The organism is Pseudomonas putida, assembly GCF_002906855.1.
Lineage (GTDB): Bacteria > Pseudomonadota > Gammaproteobacteria > Pseudomonadales > Pseudomonadaceae > Aquipseudomonas > Aquipseudomonas putida_N.
The window spans coordinates 322394-339872 of record NZ_MINI01000048.1 but is presented as its reverse complement, the minus strand read 5'-3'; the positions used below and the strand labels follow the sequence as shown (position 1 = coordinate 339872).

General features: G+C 63.6%; 12 protein-coding genes and 1 pseudogene. 7 read left to right on the top strand and 6 right to left on the bottom strand.

The window, feature by feature from the left end:
* Positions 1-3 precede the first annotated feature (3 nt).
* On the bottom strand, positions 4-1383 hold the full coding sequence (gene xseA, locus BGP85_RS24310; RefSeq protein ID WP_103445503.1) for an exodeoxyribonuclease VII large subunit: 1380 nt from the start codon (positions 1381-1383) through the stop codon (positions 4-6).
* Between the two features lie 114 nt (positions 1384-1497).
* The gene (locus BGP85_RS24305; protein WP_103445502.1) at positions 1498-2376 is read right to left on the bottom strand and encodes a LysR family transcriptional regulator; all 879 of its coding nucleotides are present in this window, start codon (positions 2374-2376) and stop codon (positions 1498-1500) included.
* A 97-nt stretch (positions 2377-2473) separates the two neighbouring features.
* On the opposite strand from BGP85_RS24305, the gene BGP85_RS24300 reads away from it, so the two are divergent.
* From BGP85_RS24300 to guaA, 4 genes are all read left to right on the top strand, one after another.
* A complete protein-coding gene (locus tag BGP85_RS24300) occupies positions 2474-3229 on the top strand; it encodes a sulfite exporter TauE/SafE family protein (RefSeq protein ID WP_103445501.1) in 756 nt (251 codons plus the stop codon).
* A gap of 46 nt (positions 3230-3275) precedes the next feature.
* The gene (locus BGP85_RS24295; RefSeq protein WP_103445500.1) at positions 3276-3833 is read left to right on the top strand and encodes a sugar ABC transporter ATPase; all 558 of its coding nucleotides are present in this window, start codon (positions 3276-3278) and stop codon (positions 3831-3833) included.
* An 86-nt stretch (positions 3834-3919) separates the two neighbouring features.
* Positions 3920-5389: an IMP dehydrogenase gene (guaB, locus tag BGP85_RS24290; protein WP_012270723.1), complete on the top strand. Its 1470-nt coding sequence runs from the start codon at positions 3920-3922 to the stop codon at positions 5387-5389.
* A 78-nt stretch (positions 5390-5467) separates the two neighbouring features.
* A complete protein-coding gene (gene guaA / locus BGP85_RS24285) occupies positions 5468-7045 on the top strand; it encodes a glutamine-hydrolyzing GMP synthase (protein ID WP_079229545.1) in 1578 nt (525 codons plus the stop codon).
* A gap of 39 nt (positions 7046-7084) precedes the next feature.
* On the opposite strand, the gene BGP85_RS24280 is transcribed toward guaA, so the two are convergent.
* The 3 genes and pseudogenes from BGP85_RS24280 to BGP85_RS29690 all read right to left on the bottom strand — a co-directional run bounded on the left by BGP85_RS24280 (position 7085) and on the right by BGP85_RS29690 (position 9728).
* Positions 7085-8677, bottom strand: a complete 1593-nt coding sequence (locus BGP85_RS24280; RefSeq protein ID WP_146049002.1) for a membrane-targeted effector domain-containing toxin — start codon at positions 8675-8677, stop codon at positions 7085-7087.
* A 258-nt stretch (positions 8678-8935) separates the two neighbouring features.
* A pseudogene (locus BGP85_RS29695) lies at positions 8936-9025 on the bottom strand (hypothetical protein); the annotation flags it as partial.
* On the bottom strand, positions 8988-9728 hold the full coding sequence (locus BGP85_RS29690; RefSeq protein ID WP_146049001.1) for a dermonecrotic toxin domain-containing protein: 741 nt from the start codon (positions 9726-9728) through the stop codon (positions 8988-8990). The gene BGP85_RS29690 and the pseudogene BGP85_RS29695, both read right to left, overlap by 38 nt.
* A 204-nt stretch (positions 9729-9932) precedes the next feature.
* Here BGP85_RS29690 and BGP85_RS24265 point away from each other — a divergent pair, with 204 nt between their 5' ends.
* Complete coding sequence (locus BGP85_RS24265; protein ID WP_103445496.1) at positions 9933-11315, top strand: multicopper oxidase family protein; 1383 nt, start codon at positions 9933-9935, stop codon at positions 11313-11315.
* Positions 11315-11794, top strand: a complete 480-nt coding sequence (gene tadA / locus BGP85_RS24260) for a tRNA adenosine(34) deaminase TadA (protein WP_103445495.1) — start codon at positions 11315-11317, stop codon at positions 11792-11794. Before BGP85_RS24265 ends, tadA begins: the two co-directional genes overlap by 1 nt.
* Before the next feature lie 6 nt (positions 11795-11800).
* Here the strand turns inward: tadA and mltF are convergent, their stop codons facing one another.
* On the bottom strand, positions 11801-13258 hold the full coding sequence (gene mltF, locus BGP85_RS24255; protein ID WP_103445494.1) for a membrane-bound lytic murein transglycosylase MltF: 1458 nt from the start codon (positions 13256-13258) through the stop codon (positions 11801-11803).
* Between the two features lie 324 nt (positions 13259-13582).
* Here mltF and purL point away from each other — a divergent pair, with 324 nt between their 5' ends.
* Positions 13583-17479, top strand: coding sequence for a phosphoribosylformylglycinamidine synthase (gene purL, locus BGP85_RS24250; RefSeq protein ID WP_103445493.1), 3897 nt, complete (start codon positions 13583-13585; stop codon positions 17477-17479).

Below are 17479 nucleotides of genomic sequence, written 5' to 3'. Positions count from 1 at the left end.
GTGTCAGTCCAGTAAAGAGAGGGTGACTGGGGTCAGGTGATTGTCTTCGACGCGCACCAGCAGCTCGCCTTCGTTCAGGCGTGCGGTCAGGCGCTGGCCGTTGCGGGTCTGCTCGGCGCTGCGGATGGCCTGGCCCTGCTCGTCGAGAAGGATGCTGTAGCCACGTGCCAGTGTCGCCAGCGGGCTGACTACCTGAAGGGTCTGCAGTTGTGCCTGGAAGCGCTGGCGGCGGTCCTTGAGCACTTCGCGCATGGCCCGTGGCAGGCGCTCGGCGAGGCTGTCCAGGCGCTGCGCCAGCAGTTTCAGCGTGCGCCCCGGATGCTGCGCGGCCAGGCGTGTATCGAGACGTGCCAGGCGCTCGCGGCGCTGATTGAGGTTGAGCATGAAGGCCCGGCGCAGGCGCATGTCCAGGTCATCCAGGCGTTGCGCTTGCTGGCGCAGGCGTTCACCGGGATGGCGCAGGCGCCGGGTCAGCGACTCCAGGCGCAGGCGGTCATGGGTCAGGCGGTTCTGCATGCGCAGCAGCAGGCGCCGCTGCAGGCCATCGAGGCGTTGCTGCAGGCCGCTGTTGTCGGGGGCCAGCAGTTCGGCGGCAGCCGAAGGCGTAGGCGCGCGCACGTCGGCGACGAAGTCGCTGATCGACACATCGGTCTCGTGGCCGACGGCGCTGACAATTGGCGTTACGCAGGCGGCCACGGCACGCGCTACTGCTTCTTCGTTGAAGCACCAGAGGTCTTCCAGCGAGCCACCACCGCGGGCCAGGATCAGCGCGTCGAAGCCCAGCCGGTCAGCTTGTTGCAAGGCGCGGACGATCTGGTTGATCGCTTCGCGGCCCTGCACGGCAGTGGGGATCAGGTTCAGCTCGACCTGTGGTGCCCGGCGGCCGAACACGCTGATGATGTCGCGGATCACCGCGCCAGTGGGCGAGGTGATGATGCCAATGCGTTGCGGATGGGCCGGCAACGGCTTCTTGCGCTCGGCACTGAACAGTCCTTCGGCGCCGAGCTTTTCCTTCAGCGCCTCGAAGGCCAGGCGCAGGGCGCCATCACCGGCCGGTTCGACCGTGTCGAGGATCAGCTGGTAGTCGCCACGCCCTTCGAACAGTGAGACCTTGCCGCGCACGCGCACCGCCAGGCCGTCACGCAGGGCCTGGCGTACACGGGTGGCGTTCTGCCGGAACAGTGCACAGCGCACCTGGGCGCCGCTGTCCTTGAGGGTGAAGTACATGTGGCCGGAGGCCGGGCGGGCGAGGTTGGATATCTCGCCCTCCACCCAGACGCTGCGGAACACGTCTTCCAACAGCACGCGCGCGCGGCCGTTGAGTTGGCTGACGGTGAGGACCTCGCGGTCCAGGCCGAGTCGTTCGAAAGGGTCTCTGATCATGGCGGGCATCATAAAGGACATCGGCCCCGGTTGTCTGTCTCGCCCCTGTCCTCGCGCATATCGCGGTCGCTGTGGGAGCGGGTTTATCCGCGAACACCGGCATAGCCGGTGACATCAACCCTGCATCGCTGCCACGAACTGGCGCACCATCTGTCCGGCATCGCGTCGGCAGGCCAGCGCCACAGTACTCTCGCATCCCCCCTCCAGCGCCACGAAACTGACCGAGGCCGGTGCAATCTCCCGCATGCAATTCGGCAACAACGCCACCCCGAACCCCGCCTGGATCAGCTGCAACTGTGTGGTCTTGCGCGACAGCACCTGCGCCGCTCGCGGGAAAAAGCCAGCATCCATGCACAGTGAGGCCGACAGGTAACTCAGCCCGCCGCGATCCCGATGCGGGATGGAAACAAAGCGCTCCTCACACAGCTGCTCCAGCCTCACTTGCGCTGCACCGGCCAGCGGATGCCCGGCGGCAACCGCCAGCAACAATGGTTCACTGAACAGCTCGTTCAGCACCACGCCTTCATGCTGGCGCAGCACCGGCAGGCGCAACAGGCCGATATCCAGCCGCCCGGCGGCGATATCCTCCAGTTGCGCTTCCGACGACTGCTGGGCGATCTCCAGCGCAATTCCCGGGTTGCCTCGCAGGTAGCCGCCCAGGCGAGCCAGTATCGGGCCGGTCAGCGGTACCGTGCTGGAGTGGTTCAGGCGCAGGCTGCCTTGCAGCCCTTCGCCAATGTCGCGGGTCACCTGCTCGGCCTGCGCCAGGTCGGCCAGCAAGCGCCGCGCGCGTTCGAGGAAGGCCTGGCCGGCCAACGTCAGGCGCGGCAGGCGTGCGGTACGTTCGAACAGTGGCGTGCCCAGTTGCTGCTCCAGCTCCTTGATCTGCCGGCTCAGCGCCGACTGGGCGATGTACAGCCGCTCGGCGGCACCGCTGAAGCTGCCGCATTCGGCGATTTCCACGAAGTAACGCAATTGGCGGATCGACGTCATGTCATGCCTTTTCGAGATGGGTACGGTGTTAAAGGCATATTAGTCGGGATGGCTCATGGCTGGCTAACCTTTGCCTGTCTTCCCAGGAATTGCTGCCATGCTGGACCAACTGTCGATTTCCGGCCTTGAATGGCTGCCCATCCTGCTCGGCGTCGGCGCTGCCTATATCGTCTTCGGTATCGCCGGCTTCGGCACCGCGCTGGTGGCCGGCCCGGTACTGATCCATTTCATGCCACTGTCGCGGATCATACCGCTGCTGGTGCTGCTGGACTTCGTCGCCGCCTTCGGCAACCTGCTGCCATCGCGTCGCGACGTGGTGCGCGGTGAGCTGCTGCGCCTGTTACCGTGCATGGCCGTGGGCTGCACCTTGGGCGTGGTATTCCTGCTGCACCTGAAGTCCGAGCTGTTGCTGCTGCTGATGGGGCTGTTCGTCACCGCCTATGCGATCTATGGCCTGGCGGTGAAGGTGCGACCGGTCAGGTTGTCGGGCCTCTGGGCGGTGCCCATGGGCACGGTTGGCGGGCTGTTCGGCGCCTTGTTTGGTAGTGGCGGTTTCCTTTATGCGATCTACCTGAGCGCACGGCTGGAAATAAAGGAACAGGTGCGCGCGACCCAGAGCGCCCTGATCAGCTGCAGCACCATTGTGCGCCTGACGCTGTTCCTGCTGGCCGGCGTGTACGCCGACACCAGGCTGTTGCTGCTCGCCGCCTGCCTGCTGCCCGTGATGTTCATCGGTCTCTGGGTGGGCCGCCGGCTGACCTTTAAGCTGTCCCGCGAAGCTTTCGTGCGCCTGGTCACCTGGCTGGTGCTGGCCAGCGGCCTGGCGCTGATCGGTCGCTACCTGAGCGGCTGAGCTGTAGAATTGCAGGATTACCGCAGTCCGCAGGCCCGCTTCGTTCATGAACACCCAGAGCATCATTGTCCCCAAGCTGTCCACCGTCGAGGTGCACGAAGCCCGTGCCCGCGCCATCCTGCGCTGGCTGGTGCGCGAGAAGATCGTCGAAGAACAACTGACCACCTGCGGGCGCACCGGCAACCGCATGGGCCATGCCTTGGCGGCGGGCGCGCGCAAGGTCGCCCTGCATCCGGAAAAGCTGCCGTTCGGCGAGCAGGTCAATGGCCTGGAAGTGATGCTCAAGCGTTGCATCTATACCCCGACCGAGGGGTTCCTCGAGGAGGCTGGTTGCCCGGAGTGCCGGCGCGAGGTCGGCGAGCCGCTGTTCGAGAGCCTTGAGGAGTGGATGCCGGCGGTGAGCGACAACTTCACCTGCCCGCTGTGCGGCCATGAAGACGACATCAACGGCTTCATTTACCTGCAGCCATGTGCCTTTTCCAACCTTGGGTTCATCTTCAACAACTGGGGCGAGGCCGGGTTCACCCAGGCCTTTCTCGACAGCTTTGCCGACTGGCTCGACCAGCCGGTGGCGGTGGTGCAGGTAAAAGTGCCACAAGGCTGACCGAAGGCCCTTATTTTGCATTGAGCGGCGCGCCGTGGATGAGTATAATGGCGCGCTTCCATTTTTCCCGCCCGGGAGCCCCCGCGATGCTGCGTATCAGCCAAGAAGCCCTGACCTTCGACGATATCCTCCTTGTACCTGGCTACTCCGAGGTACTGCCCAATGAAGTCAGTCTCAAGACCCGTTTGACTCGTGGCATCGAGCTGAACATTCCGCTGGTTTCCGCTGCCATGGATACCGTGACCGAAGCGCGCCTGGCCATTGCCATGGCCCAGGAAGGCGGCATCGGCATCATCCACAAGAACATGACCATCGAACAGCAGGCCGGCGAAGTGCGCAAGGTCAAGAAGTTCGAGGCTGGCGTGGTCAAGGACCCGATCACCATCGAAGCCGACGCCACCGTGCGCGATCTGTTCGACCTGACCCGCCTGAACAACATCTCCGGCGTTCCGGTACTGGCGAACGGCGACCTGGTCGGCATCGTCACCTCCCGTGACGTGCGCTTCGAAACCCGTCTGGACGCCAAGGTCCGCGACGTGATGACGCCGAAAGAGCGTCTGGTCACCGTCCGCGAAGGCGCCGACAAGAACGAAGTCCGCGAGCTGCTGCACAAGCACCGCCTGGAAAAGGTCCTGATCGTTGACGACAAGTTCAACCTCAAGGGCATGATGACCGTCAAGGACATCGAAAAGGCCAAGGCCTACCCGCTGGCCAGCAAGGACGACCAGGGTCGCCTGCGCGTTGGCGCTGCGGTCGGCACCGGCAAGGACACCGGCGAGCGCGTTGCCGCCCTGGTTGCCGCCGGCGTTGACGTGGTGGTGGTCGACACCGCCCACGGTCACTCCAAAGGCGTGATCGACCGCGTTCGCTGGGTCAAGGAAACCTACCCGCAAGTGCAGGTGATCGGCGGCAACATCGCCACCGGCGCTGCGGCCAAGGCCCTGGCTGAAGCCGGCGCCGACGCCGTCAAGGTCGGTATCGGCCCAGGCTCGATCTGCACCACCCGTATCGTTGCCGGTGTCGGCGTGCCGCAGATCAGCGCCATTGCCAACGTCGCCGCTGCACTGGAAGGCACTGGCGTGCCACTGATCGCCGACGGCGGCATCCGCTTCTCCGGTGACCTGTCCAAGGCCATCGTTGCCGGTGCTTCCTGCGTGATGATGGGTTCGATGTTCGCCGGTACCGAAGAAGCACCGGGCGAAGTCGAGCTGTTCCAGGGCCGTTCCTACAAGGCCTACCGCGGCATGGGCTCGCTGGGTGCCATGGCACAGGCGCAAGGCTCGTCCGACCGTTACTTCCAGGACTCCTCGGCCGGCGCCGAGAAGCTGGTACCTGAAGGCATCGAAGGCCGCGTTCCTTACAAGGGGGCCCTGGCCGCGATCATCCACCAGCTGATGGGCGGCCTGCGTTCGTCCATGGGCTACACCGGCAGCGCGACCATCGAAGAGATGCGCACCAAGCCGGAATTCGTGCGCATCACTGGTGCTGGCATGGCCGAGTCCCACGTGCATGACGTGCAGATCACCAAAGAAGCCCCTAACTACCGCGTAGGCTGAGGCTTCCAGCAAAACTTGCAAGCGGGGCTGTCATTACAGCCCCGCGTCGTTTCCGATTTCCACTGACGAGATTGAGTCATGGCCCTCGACATTCACGCTCACCGCATCCTGATCCTCGATTTCGGTTCCCAGTACACCCAGCTGATCGCCCGCCGCGTGCGCGAAATCGGCGTGTACTGCGAGCTGCACCCGTTCGACATGGACGATGAAGCGATTCGCGAATTCAACCCGCGCGGCATCATCCTCGCCGGCGGCCCCGAGTCGGTCCACGAAGCCAACAGCCCACGTGCCCCGCAGGCGGTGTTCGACCTGAACGTGCCAGTGCTGGGTATCTGCTACGGCATGCAGACCATGGCCGAGCAGATGGGCGGCAAGGTCGAAGGTTCCGACCTGCGTGAGTTCGGTTATGCCCGCGTCGATGTGGTCGGCAAGAGCCGCCTGCTCGACGGTATCGAAGACCACGTCGACGACGACGGCGTACTGGGCCTGGACGTGTGGATGAGCCACGGTGACAAGGTCACCCAGATGCCAGGCAACTTCCACGTGTTGGCCAGCACCCCGAGCTGCCCGATCGCCGGCATGTTCGACGATTCGCGCGGCTACTACGGCGTGCAGTTCCACCCGGAAGTGACCCACACCAAGCAGGGCGGTCGCATCCTGTCCCGTTTCGTGCAGGACATCTGCGGCTGTGAAGCCCTGTGGACCCCGTCCAACATCGTCGAAGACGCCATCGCTCAGGTACGTGAGCAAGTCGGCTCGGCCAACGTCCTGCTGGGCCTGTCCGGCGGCGTTGACAGCTCGGTTGTTGCCGCGCTGCTGCACCGCGCCATCGGTGACCAGCTGACCTGCGTCTTCGTCGACAACGGCCTGCTGCGCCTGCACGAAGGCGACCAGGTGATGGCCATGTTCAAGGAGAACATGGGCGTCAAGGTGATCCGCGCCGACGCTGAAAAGCAGTTCCTCGACAACCTGGAAGGCGAAGCCGACCCGGAGAAGAAGCGCAAGATCATCGGCCGTACCTTCATCGACATCTTCGATGCCGAAGCCAGCAAGCTGGACAACATCCAGTTCCTCGCCCAGGGCACCATCTACCCGGACGTGATCGAGTCGGCCGGCGCCAAGAGCGGCAAGGCCCATGTGATCAAGTCGCACCACAACGTGGGCGGCCTGCCGGAGGAAATGAACCTCAAGCTGGTCGAGCCGCTGCGTGAACTGTTCAAGGACGAAGTGCGCAAGATCGGCCTGGAGCTGGGCCTGCCGTACGACATGGTCTACCGCCACCCGTTCCCGGGCCCGGGCCTGGGCGTGCGCATCCTCGGTGAAGTTAAGAAGGAATACGCCGACATCCTGCGTCGCGCCGACCACATCTTCATCGAAGAACTGCGCAAGGCCGACTGGTACCACAAGACCAGCCAGGCATTCGTGGTGTTCCAGCCGGTCAAGTCGGTCGGCGTCGTCGGCGACGGCCGTCGCTACGCCTGGGTCGTCGCGCTGCGTGCCGTCGAGACCGTGGACTTCATGACCGCGCGTTGGGCACACCTGCCGTACGAGCTGCTGGAAACCGTCAGCGGCCGTATCATCAACGAAATCGACGGTATCTCCCGCGTCACCTACGACGTGTCGAGCAAGCCACCGGCCACCATCGAGTGGGAATGAGTTGAGCCACAAGGGCGCCGCAAGGCGCCCTTGTCGTCTCTACATCCAGGGTCGGCTGATGGGCACTTGCAAGCGCAAATCGCTCTTGATCCATGCCGCCATACCATCCTCTTCGAAGGTATGTCCGGGATCGACACCTATTCCGCCGCTCTGGCCCACCTCGATGTCCTCCACGCGCAGCCCGATGGCGCCCTCCATTTCAGCCAGTCCTGCAATGCCCATGAAGTTATTGGCATGTGAGTTGCCGACCAGAGCAACCCACTTCGAAGGGCCGCGGCTTGCCTGGTCGATGGCAATGACCCGATGGGCGAAGAAGTTCATCATTTCCTGACGAATCGTGGAGGAGGGCTTTTCGTGCCAGGCTTGACGATAGGACGCCAGACAGTCGATGGCCTGAGCCCGTACGCCCTGCGCATGGGCTGCATACAGCACTTTTTTCAGGGTGTAGGGTGTGACCTCGAACTGGCTGGCCAGGGCGTCCAGGTCTGCCACATATTGCCTGAGTGCTTCCGGCAATGTGCCGGTCTGGTTGAACAGGTCGAGTTCTGCCTGGTGGAAGTCGGTCAGGAAGTGTTCCAGGTAGATGACCTTCACGCCTGCCTTGTGCAATTGGCCCATGTTGCTGACAAGGAACTGCCGGGCACCGCGCTCGACATGTGATTCGCCAACCACCAGGCCTTCGCTGTGGCGGTAAAGTTCACGGAAAAAGGGGCTTGTCGGCGCGGCCAGGGGCAGCTCTGGCAGTTGCGGACGCGGACGTGGTTCGAAGTTGAGGAAAAATTGCCGGGCATCGGCAGCCAGGTCATCGCGCAATTTCCTGTAGAGCCTGTAGGGCGGTTCGGCGTTGTAGGTCAGGGCAATGTCCTGATCGCCATTGGCCGCTTCCCTCAGGGCCGTTGCTTGAGCGTGCGGCACTTCGTAGGGCGTCGGCTCCAGCGCCGGCAGCTTCGGCCTTGGGTGGAGCCTGCCCCAGGCCTTGAGCAGGAAGCGAGGTGTTCCACCGTTGAGACGCAAACGTTCGGCGATCTTCCAGTTACCGTCTGCGTCGAGCCGCAGAGGCATGGTCTGGGTGAATGAGAATGGGTTTTCCGGATCGATGATGGCCCAGGTGTCGAGCTCACCGATAAAGCGCACTTGGTAGGTCAGGTCGCCAACCATTGCGTAATGTTTGCCTCTTTCCATGATGACGCCCTGGAAACGAATATCACCGGGTACCGAGGAAAGTATGTCGTTGTTCTCGAGGGCTTCCAGCAGCTTCCCGGGCTCCGATGGGGCGTATGCCTCGGGTACCCACGCCAGCAGTTCGCCCGCCGTGGCATTTCCGGGCTCCGGTTCGGGCAGCGCTGTTGCCTCGTCTGTTTCAGGCAGGCGCATCTCGCCGTCGACGTTCAGCCCTGCTTCACGTAGCAGGCTGGCGTTGAACAAGGTGTTGATGGCGCAGAGGATTGCCGCAACGAAGCCGGATTGCCGCTCTGCCGTGGTATGGCCGTTGATTGCCTGATCGATATCCAGCCCGGTCTCGGCCAGCCCGGCGCCGGTAGCTGCCAGTGCTACAGGCCAGCCCAGCACTGCCAGCGGCCCGAAGACTCTGCCGAAGCTCTGCAAATAACTGATCCAGCGTTGCTTGCGCAAGTCGGCATTCGAGCGCAGGGCGAAGTGGGCATCTGCGAGCATGCGCTGTCGTGCGCTGTCGCTTAGCCAGGTGAAGGCATCCTGCTGGAGCGGGGTGGCGAGCGTATTGAGCCCAGGTGGGTCAATAGCGTCCCACTGCTTGCGCATGACATCCAGCAAGTGGTGGAGACCGATGTCAGGATCGTTTTCAGCGTGGCTGGCCAATGGGAAATGGCTGAGGAAGCGAGCGCGATCAAGCCTGTCTCGTGTCTGCGCCAGCACCCAGCCATACAGTTCGCGGTCATTGGCGAACAGGTGCAGAGCCTGATCCTCACCGGGAATATAGAGCAGCTGGCTGCCGTCTTCCAGGACCAGCCGGAGTATGTCGCTGGCGATGTGGCCGCCAATGTCGAAGCTGTGCAGGCGCGGCAGCGCGTGTGAACTGTTCGCGAAGGAGGGACAACGAGACAGGCCAACGCTGAATGCCGGTCAGAGCGTGCGCGGCACTCAAGGCTCGCTTGGCCAGAGCGCTACCGGGGGCATGGGCGCACACTTCCACAACTTTACTCAGGAACGATGCCTTGGCCAGTGTCCGGTAATCGTCGGCATGCTGTTGCCAGAAGCGCGATATACGAGCATGGAAGTCACTGCTGAAGTCGATTTCCCAAAACCTCGTCATCACACTCCTGGGGGCGAGTCGTATCTCGTTCGATTCGTCAAAGCGCTCGCAGGCTGGCCCGCTGGAGTAGAAACCGGTGAACTGGTCGAGCAGGTCGCTGGCTTCCTGCTCGGCTGGGTTGAAACGCGCCATCACCAGTTGCGGCAGCGTCAGCGTCTGGTAAGGCCGTTCATGGTGCTGCCAACCGTTGAATGTGAGCGGGCTGCTCGAAGTGGCGTGAAAACGATGGAAGTAGACGGAGTCGGGCTCAAGCGCGCCAAGCCCTTGCTGCTCAAGTAACTGCAGGGCTACATCACGTGCCCGCTGGCGCAGGTCAGGACAAGTGCGGCCAACTTGCTCGGCAATGTCGCTCAGCGCATTGAGGTCGTGCTGTTGTTGTTCGTTCAGGGGCATTTGCGAATCTCACATCGTGACCAAAGGGGGCAATGTGAAACGGGAGGGCATCTTGCGTGAGTTACATATCACTTGGAGGCCGACCTTGAAGAATTTCTGACAATCCTTCACTTAATCTTTCGCAAATGCAGGTGTATCGTATTCGCCCTTCACCGTCAGCCGTGCTGGCAGCTTGATTGCGCAGAACACGAGGTACCCGCACCGATGTCCTTCACCCGTCGACAAATGCTCAAAGGCCTGACCGGCCTGGTTGTGGTTGGCCTGGGCGCCGGTGGCGCGGCACGTTACTGGCTGGGCAAGGTCGAGGACGACAACGCCGGCCATGACTACGAACTGATCGCGGCACCGCTGGACGTCGAACTGGTGCCGGGCTTCAAGACCGAGGCGTGGGCCTTCGGCCCCTCGGCGCCAGGTACCGAGTTGCGAGTGCGCCAGGGCACCTGGCTGCGGGTGCGCTTCATCAACCACCTGCCGGTGGAAACCACTATCCACTGGCATGGCATCCGCCTCCCGCTGGAAATGGACGGCGTGCCCTACGTTTCGCAGTTGCCGGTCAAGCCGGGTGAGTACTTTGACTACAAGTTCCGTGTGCCGGATGCTGGCAGTTACTGGTATCACCCCCATGTCAGCAGCTCCGAGGAGCTTGGGCGCGGCCTGGTGGGCCCGCTGATCGTCGAGGAGCGCGAACCGACCGGCTTCCAGCATGAGCGCACGCTTAGTCTGAAAAACTGGCACGTGGACGAGCAGGGCGCCTGGCTGCCTTTCAGCATCCCCCGCGAGGCCGCACGCAACGGTACTGCCGGGCGGCTGATCACCATCAACGGCCAGGCCGACTCGGTCACCGAGCTGCCGGCCGGGCAGGTGGTGCGCGTGCGCCTGCTCAATCTGGACAACACCTGGACCTATCGCCTCAATCTCAAGGGTAACTGCGAGGCGAAAATCTATGCCCTCGACGGTAACCCGGTGACCCCTCGGCCACTGGATGATGAATACTGGCTCGGCCCGGGCATGCGCATCTGCCTGGCCATCCGCATTCCCGAGGCGGGCGAGGAAATTTCCCTGCGCGACGGTTTCGTGCGCCTGGGCACCTTGCGCTCGGTGACCAGCACCGAAGCACCGGGCGAGTGGCCCAAGGCCCTGCCGGCTAACCCGATCGCCGAGCCGGACCTGGAGAATGCCGAGAAGCTGAACTTCAATTTCGAATGGGCGGCGACTGTCTCGGTCAACGACGATCCGGACAAACCGTCGAGCATGTGGCAGATCAACGGCCAGGCCTGGGACATCACCGACAAGACCTGCGCCGACCGGCCGATCGCCACGCTGAAGAAGGGCAAGAGCTACATCTTTGAGCTGAAGAACATGACCCAGTATCAGCACCCGGTCCACCTGCACGGTATGAGTTTCAAGGTGATCGGCTCCAATCGCCGACAAATCCCCGAACCTTACTTCACCGATACCTACCTGCTGGGCAAGAACGAGCGTGCCCAGGTCGCACTGGTGGCGGATAACCCAGGCACCTGGATGTTCCACTGCCACGTCATCGACCACATGGAAACCGGCCTGATGGCCGCGATCGCGGTGGTCTGATGCGCCCGCAGATCATCGATCGCAGCCGCGATCAGGAATTCATGCGCCTGGCCCTGGCACTGGCCGCCGAGGGCGCGGCCATGGGCGAAGTGCCGGTGGGCGCGGTGCTGGTGCAGCATGGGCAGGTGATCGGCCAGGGCTTCAACCGGCCAATTGTCGACAGCGACCCCAGCGCCCACGCCGAGATGGTCGCCATTCGCGCGGCAGCCAAGGCTGCCAGCAACTACCGCCTGCCCGGCAGCACCCTGTACGTGACCCTGGAACCGTGCAGCATGTGTGCAGGGCTGATCGTGCATTCGCGGGTGATGCGGGTGGTGTATGGCGCACTGGAGCCCAAGGCTGGCATCGTGCAGAGCCAAGGGCAGTTCTTTGGGCAGGGCTTTCTCAACCATCGAGTGATGGTGGAGGGCGGGGTGCTGGCCGAGGAGTGCGGGCAGATCCTAAGTGACTTCTTCAAGGCCCGACGGGCCAAGGCCTGACTTGGCTTACATCGGCGGCGACTGATCCGCCGGCTTGTCCTTGTTCACCCCGGGCACATGCAGGTTGCCCTCGGCCACCTGGCCTTCGAGCTGCGGCTGGGTCACCCAGGTGAGGATGTCGTAGTAACGGCGGATGTTGGCCACGAAGTGCACGGGCTCGCCGCCACGGGCATAGCCGTACTTGGTCTGCCGGTACCACTGCTTCTGGGCCAGGCGCGGCAGCATCTTCTTCACGTCCAGCCACTTGTTCGGGTTGAGCTTTTCGCGCTTGGCCAGGGTGCGGGCATCTTCCAGGTGGCCGGTGCCGACGTTGTAGGCGGCCAGGGCGAACCAGGTGCGGTCTGGCTCCTTGATGCTGTCGTCGAGCTCTTCCTTGATCTTCATGAAGTACTTGGCACCGCCCTGGATGCTTTGCTTCGGGTCCAGGCGGTTGGAGACGCCCATGGCCTGGGCCGTGCGCTGGGTCAGCATCATCAGGCCGCGCACGCCGGTCTTGGAGGTGACTTCAGGCTGCCACATCGATTCCTGGTAGCCGATGGCTGCCAGCAGGCGCCAGTCGACCTGTTCGACCTTGGCGTAACTCTTGAAGTGCTTCTCGTACTTGGGCAGGCGCTGCTGCAGGTGCTGGGCGAAGGTGTAGGCACCGACGTAGCCAAGGACGTCGACATGGCCGTAGTAACGGTCCTTCAGGCGCTGCAGGGTGCCGTTCTTCTGTGCCTTGTCGAGGAATTCGTTGATCTCGTTGAGCAGGCTGTTGTCATCACCGGCTGCCACCGCCCAGCGCTGGTCGCGGGTGTCGCCCAGGTCGAAGGCGACCCGCACGTTGGGAAAGTACACCTGGTTCATTGCCAGTTCATTGGAGTCGACCAGGGTCAGGTCGATCTGCCCTTCATCGACCATGCGCAGCAGGTCGACTACTTCGACCGCGTCGGATTCCTCGTATTCCAGGCCCGGATACTGTTTTTTCAGTTCGGCCAGCTGATCGGCGTGGCTGCTGCCCTTGAGCACCATGATCTTCTTGCCGACCAGGCCCTTGGCATCGGTAGGGCGCGGACGGCCGTTGCGGTAGATGACCTGCGGGGTCACTTCCAGGTAAGGGTGCGAGTACTTGACCTGCGCCTTGCGCCGGTCACTGCTGACCAGGCCGGCCGCCGCCAGCACAGGGCCGGAAGGTTTGCCGAGCGAGTCGTACAGTTCGTCGAGGTTGTCAGCGGTCTCGATCTGCAGCTTGACGCCGAGATCGTCGGCGAAATGCTGGACCAGCTCGTACTCGAAGCCGGTTTCGCCGTTGCGGTCCTGGAAGTAGGTGGCCGGGCTGTTGCGGGTGATCACGCGCAGCACACCGTCCTCCTTCACTCGCTCGAGGGTGCTGGGTTTTTCAACGCAGGCACCGAGCAGCAGAAAGAGTCCGGTTGCGATTAGCCATCTGGCGCAACGTTGGCGCAAAGCAGTGTGGGCGAACATAGGTTGCAGTATACGCAAAGGACTGGCCCAGCCATATCTCGACAACTGTTAGCTTGTCTGGTAGCGAGTTGTGTGGTTGGGGGGATTGCATCAAGGCCACCAGGGCCCGCCTTGAGATGTTTGGCGTCTGTGAGATCGAGCGCCGCCCGCGCGGCGCTCGATCTCACGGGCGTTGAATCACTCAAGGCGAACCCCTCTCAAATTTGACCCCGAAGTCCGGTTCCGCCGCCCGGCAGCCATGGTGTAGAGCGGGTGCCGAAAGCCGTTGAATTAGGCTAGAATGCACGGCCTCTAAGCACACCCCTTCCTGAGGCTGTCCCGACGATGTTGATCCTGCGCGGCGCTCCTGCCCTTTCTGCCTTTCGCCACGGTAAATTACTTGAGCAACTGAGCCAGAAAGTCCCCGCTGTTACTGGTTTGTATGCCGAATTTGCCCACTTCGCCGACGTTGACGGTGAGCTGACCGCCGACCAGCAGCAGGTGCTGGGCCGTCTGCTCAAATACGGCCCGAGCGTGCCGGTACAGGAGCCGACCGGCCGCCTGTTCCTGGTCGTGCCGCGCCTGGGCACCATCTCGCCATGGGCCAGCAAGGCCAGCGACATCGCCCATAACTGCGGCCTGCAGTCGATCCAGCGCCTGGAGCGCGGCATCGCCTACTACGTGGCCGGCAACCTGAGTGACGCCGACGCCGAGCTGATCGCTGCCGAACTGCATGACCGCATGACCCAGCGCGTGCTGGCCAAGCTGGAGCAGGCAGCCGACCTGTTCAGCCACGCCCAGCCCAAGCCGATGACCTCGGTCGACATCCTTGAAGGTGGCCGCGAGGCACTGGCCCAGGCCAACATCGACCTGGGCCTGGCCCTGGCCGAAGACGAGATCGACTACCTGGTCAACGCCTTCCAGGGCCTCAAGCGCAATCCGAACGACATCGAACTGATGATGTTCGCCCAGGCCAACTCCGAGCACTGCCGCCACAAGATCTTCAACGCCAGTTGGGACATCGACGGCCAGGCTCAGGAAAAGAGCCTGTTCGGCATGATCAAGAACACCTACCAGATGCACAACGAAGGCGTGTTGTCGGCTTACAAGGACAACGCCTCGGTGATCGTCGGCAGTGTTGCCGGGCGCTTCTTCCCGAACCCTGAAACCCGCCAGTACGGTGCGGTGAAGGAGCCGGTGCATATCCTGATGAAGGTCGAGACGCACAACCATCCGACTGCCATCGCCCCGTTCTCCGGCGCCTCCACCGGCTCCGGCGGCGAAATCCGCGACGAAGGCGCGACCGGCCGTGGCGCCAAGCCAAAAGCCGGCCTGACCGGCTTCACCGTGTCCAACCTGCGTATCCCGGGCTTCGAGCAGCCATGGGAGCAGGCCTACGGCAAGCCTGAGCGCATCGTCGACGCCCTCGACATCATGATCGAAGGCCCGCTGGGCGGCGCCGCGTTCAACAACGAATTCGGTCGCCCGGCCCTGACCGGCTACTTCCGTACCTTCGAGCAGGCCATCGACACCCCGCACGGTGAAGAAGTGCGCGGCTACCACAAGCCGATCATGCTTGCTGGCGGCATGGGCAACATCCGTGAAGATCACGTGCAGAAGGGCGAGATCACCGTCGGCGCCAAGCTGATCGTGCTCGGCGGCCCGGCCATGCTGATCGGCCTGGGCGGCGGTGCCGCTTCTTCGGTGGCCACCGGTGCCAGCTCGGCTGACCTGGACTTCGCCTCGGTACAGCGCGAAAACCCTGAAATGGAGCGCCGTTGCCAGGAGGTCATCGACCGCTGCTGGCAGCTGGGTGACAAGAACCCGATCGCCTTCATCCACGACGTCGGTGCCGGTGGTATCTCCAACGCCTTCCCGGAGTTGGTCAACGACGGTGGCCGTGGTGGCCGCTTCGAACTGCGCAACGTGCCCAACGACGAGCCGGGCATGGCCCCGCACGAAATCTGGAGCAACGAATCGCAGGAGCGTTACGTACTGGCCGTCAGCGCCGTCGATTTCGAGCGCTTCCAGGCCATCTGCGAGCGCGAGCGATGCCCGTTTGCCGTGGTCGGTGAGGCCACTGAAGAGCCGCACCTGACCGTCAGCGACAGCCACTTCGGCAACACCCCGGTAGACATGCCGCTCGACGTGCTGCTGGGCAAGCCGCCACGCATGCACCGTTCGGTCACCCGCGAAGCCGAGCTGGGCGATGATTTCGACCCGAGCGAGCTGGACCTGGACAACGCCGTCCAGCGCGTGCTGAACCACCCGGCCGTGGCCAGCAAGAGCTTCCTGATCACCATCGGCGACCGTACCATCACCGGCCTGGTTGCCCGCGACCAGATGGTCGGCCCGTGGCAGGTCCCGGTAGCCGATTGCGCTGTCACCGCCACCAGCTTCGACGTCTACACCGGCGAAGCCATGGCCATGGGCGAGCGTACCCCGCTGGCTCTGCTGGACGCCCCGGCGTCCGGGCGCATGGCGATCGGCGAGACCATCACCAACCTGGCGGCCTCGCGCATCGAGAAACTGTCCGACATCAAGCTGTCGGCCAACTGGATGTCTGCCGCTGGCCACCCGGGTGAAGACGCGCGCTTGTACGACACCGTCAAGGCTGTCGGCATGGAGCTGTGCCCGGAGCTGGGCATCACTATTCCGGTCGGCAAAGACTCGATGTCGATGAAGACCAAGTGGAGCGAAGAGGGCGTCGAGAAGAGCGTCACCTCGCCGATGTCGCTGATCATCACCGGCTTCGCCCCGGTCACCGACATTCGCCAGACCCTGACCCCGCAACTGCGCATGGACAAGGGCGAGACCGACCTGATCCTGATCGACCTGGGCCGCGGCAAGAACCGCATGGGCGCCTCGATCCTGGCCCAGACCTACGGCAAGATCGCAGCCCAGGCACCGGACGTCGACGACGCCGAAGACCTCAAGGCGTTCTTCGCCGTGATCCAGGGCCTGAACGCCGATGGCCACCTGCTGGCCTACCACGACCGTTCTGACGGTGGCCTGCTGACCACCGTGCTGGAAATGGCCTTCGCCGGCCACTGCGGCCTCGACCTGCAGCTAGACCCGCTGACCGACAGCAAGGCCGACGTGGCCGCCATCCTCTTCAACGAAGAGCTGGGCGCGGTCATCCAGGTCCGCCAGGACGCCACCCCGGACGTGTTGACGCAGTTCAGCGTTGCTGGCCTGGGTGAGTGCGTTGCGGTAATCGGCAAGCCGGTCAACAACGCTGAAGTGTCCATCAGCCTCAATGGCGAAGTGCTGTTCGACGACGACCGTCGCATGCTGCAGCGCCAGTGGGCCGAGACCAGCTACCAGATCCAGCGCCTGCGCGACAACGCCGACTGCGCCGACCAGGAATTCGACCTGCTGCTCGAGGAGGAAAACCCAGGCCTGTCGGTCAAGCTGGGCTACGACGTCAACGACGACATTGCCGCGCCGTACATCAAGAAGGGCGTGCGCCCGCAAGTGGCGATCCTGCGTGAGCAGGGCGTCAACGGCCAGGTCGAGATGGCTGCCGCCTTCGACCGCGCAGGTTTTGCCGCCATCGACGTGCACATGAGCGATATCCTCGCTGGCCGTGTCGACTTCGAAGCCTTCAAGGGCCTGGTCGCCTGCGGTGGTTTCTCCTACGGTGACGTGCTCGGTGCCGGTGAAGGCTGGGCCAAGTCGGCGCTGTTCAACAGCCGCGCTCGCGATGCCTTCCAGGCCTTCTTCGAACGTAGCGACAGCTTCGCCCTGGGCGTGTGCAACGGTTGCCAGATGATGTCCAACCTGCACGAGCTGATCCCGGGCACCGAGCACTGGCCGCACTTCGTGCGCAACCGCTCGGAACAGTTCGAGGCGCGCGTGGCCATGGTCGAGGTGCAGAAGTCCAACTCCATCTTCCTGCAGGGCATGGCCGGTTCGCGCATGCCGATCGCCATCGCCCACGGCGAAGGCCATGCCGAGTTCGCCAGCGAAGAAGCACTGCTGGCAGCCGACCTGTCCGGTTGCGTGGCCCTGCGCTACGTCGACAACCACGGCAAGGTCACCGAAGCCTACCCGGCCAACCCGAACGGCTCGCCGCGTGGTATCACCGGCCTGACCAGCCGCGACGGCCGCGTGACCATCATGATGCCGCACCCGGAGCGTATGTTCCGCGCCGTGCAGAACTCCTGGCACCCGGATGAGTGGCAGGAAGACGCCGCGCTGATGCGTATGTTCCGCAACGCCCGCGTTTGGGTGAACTAA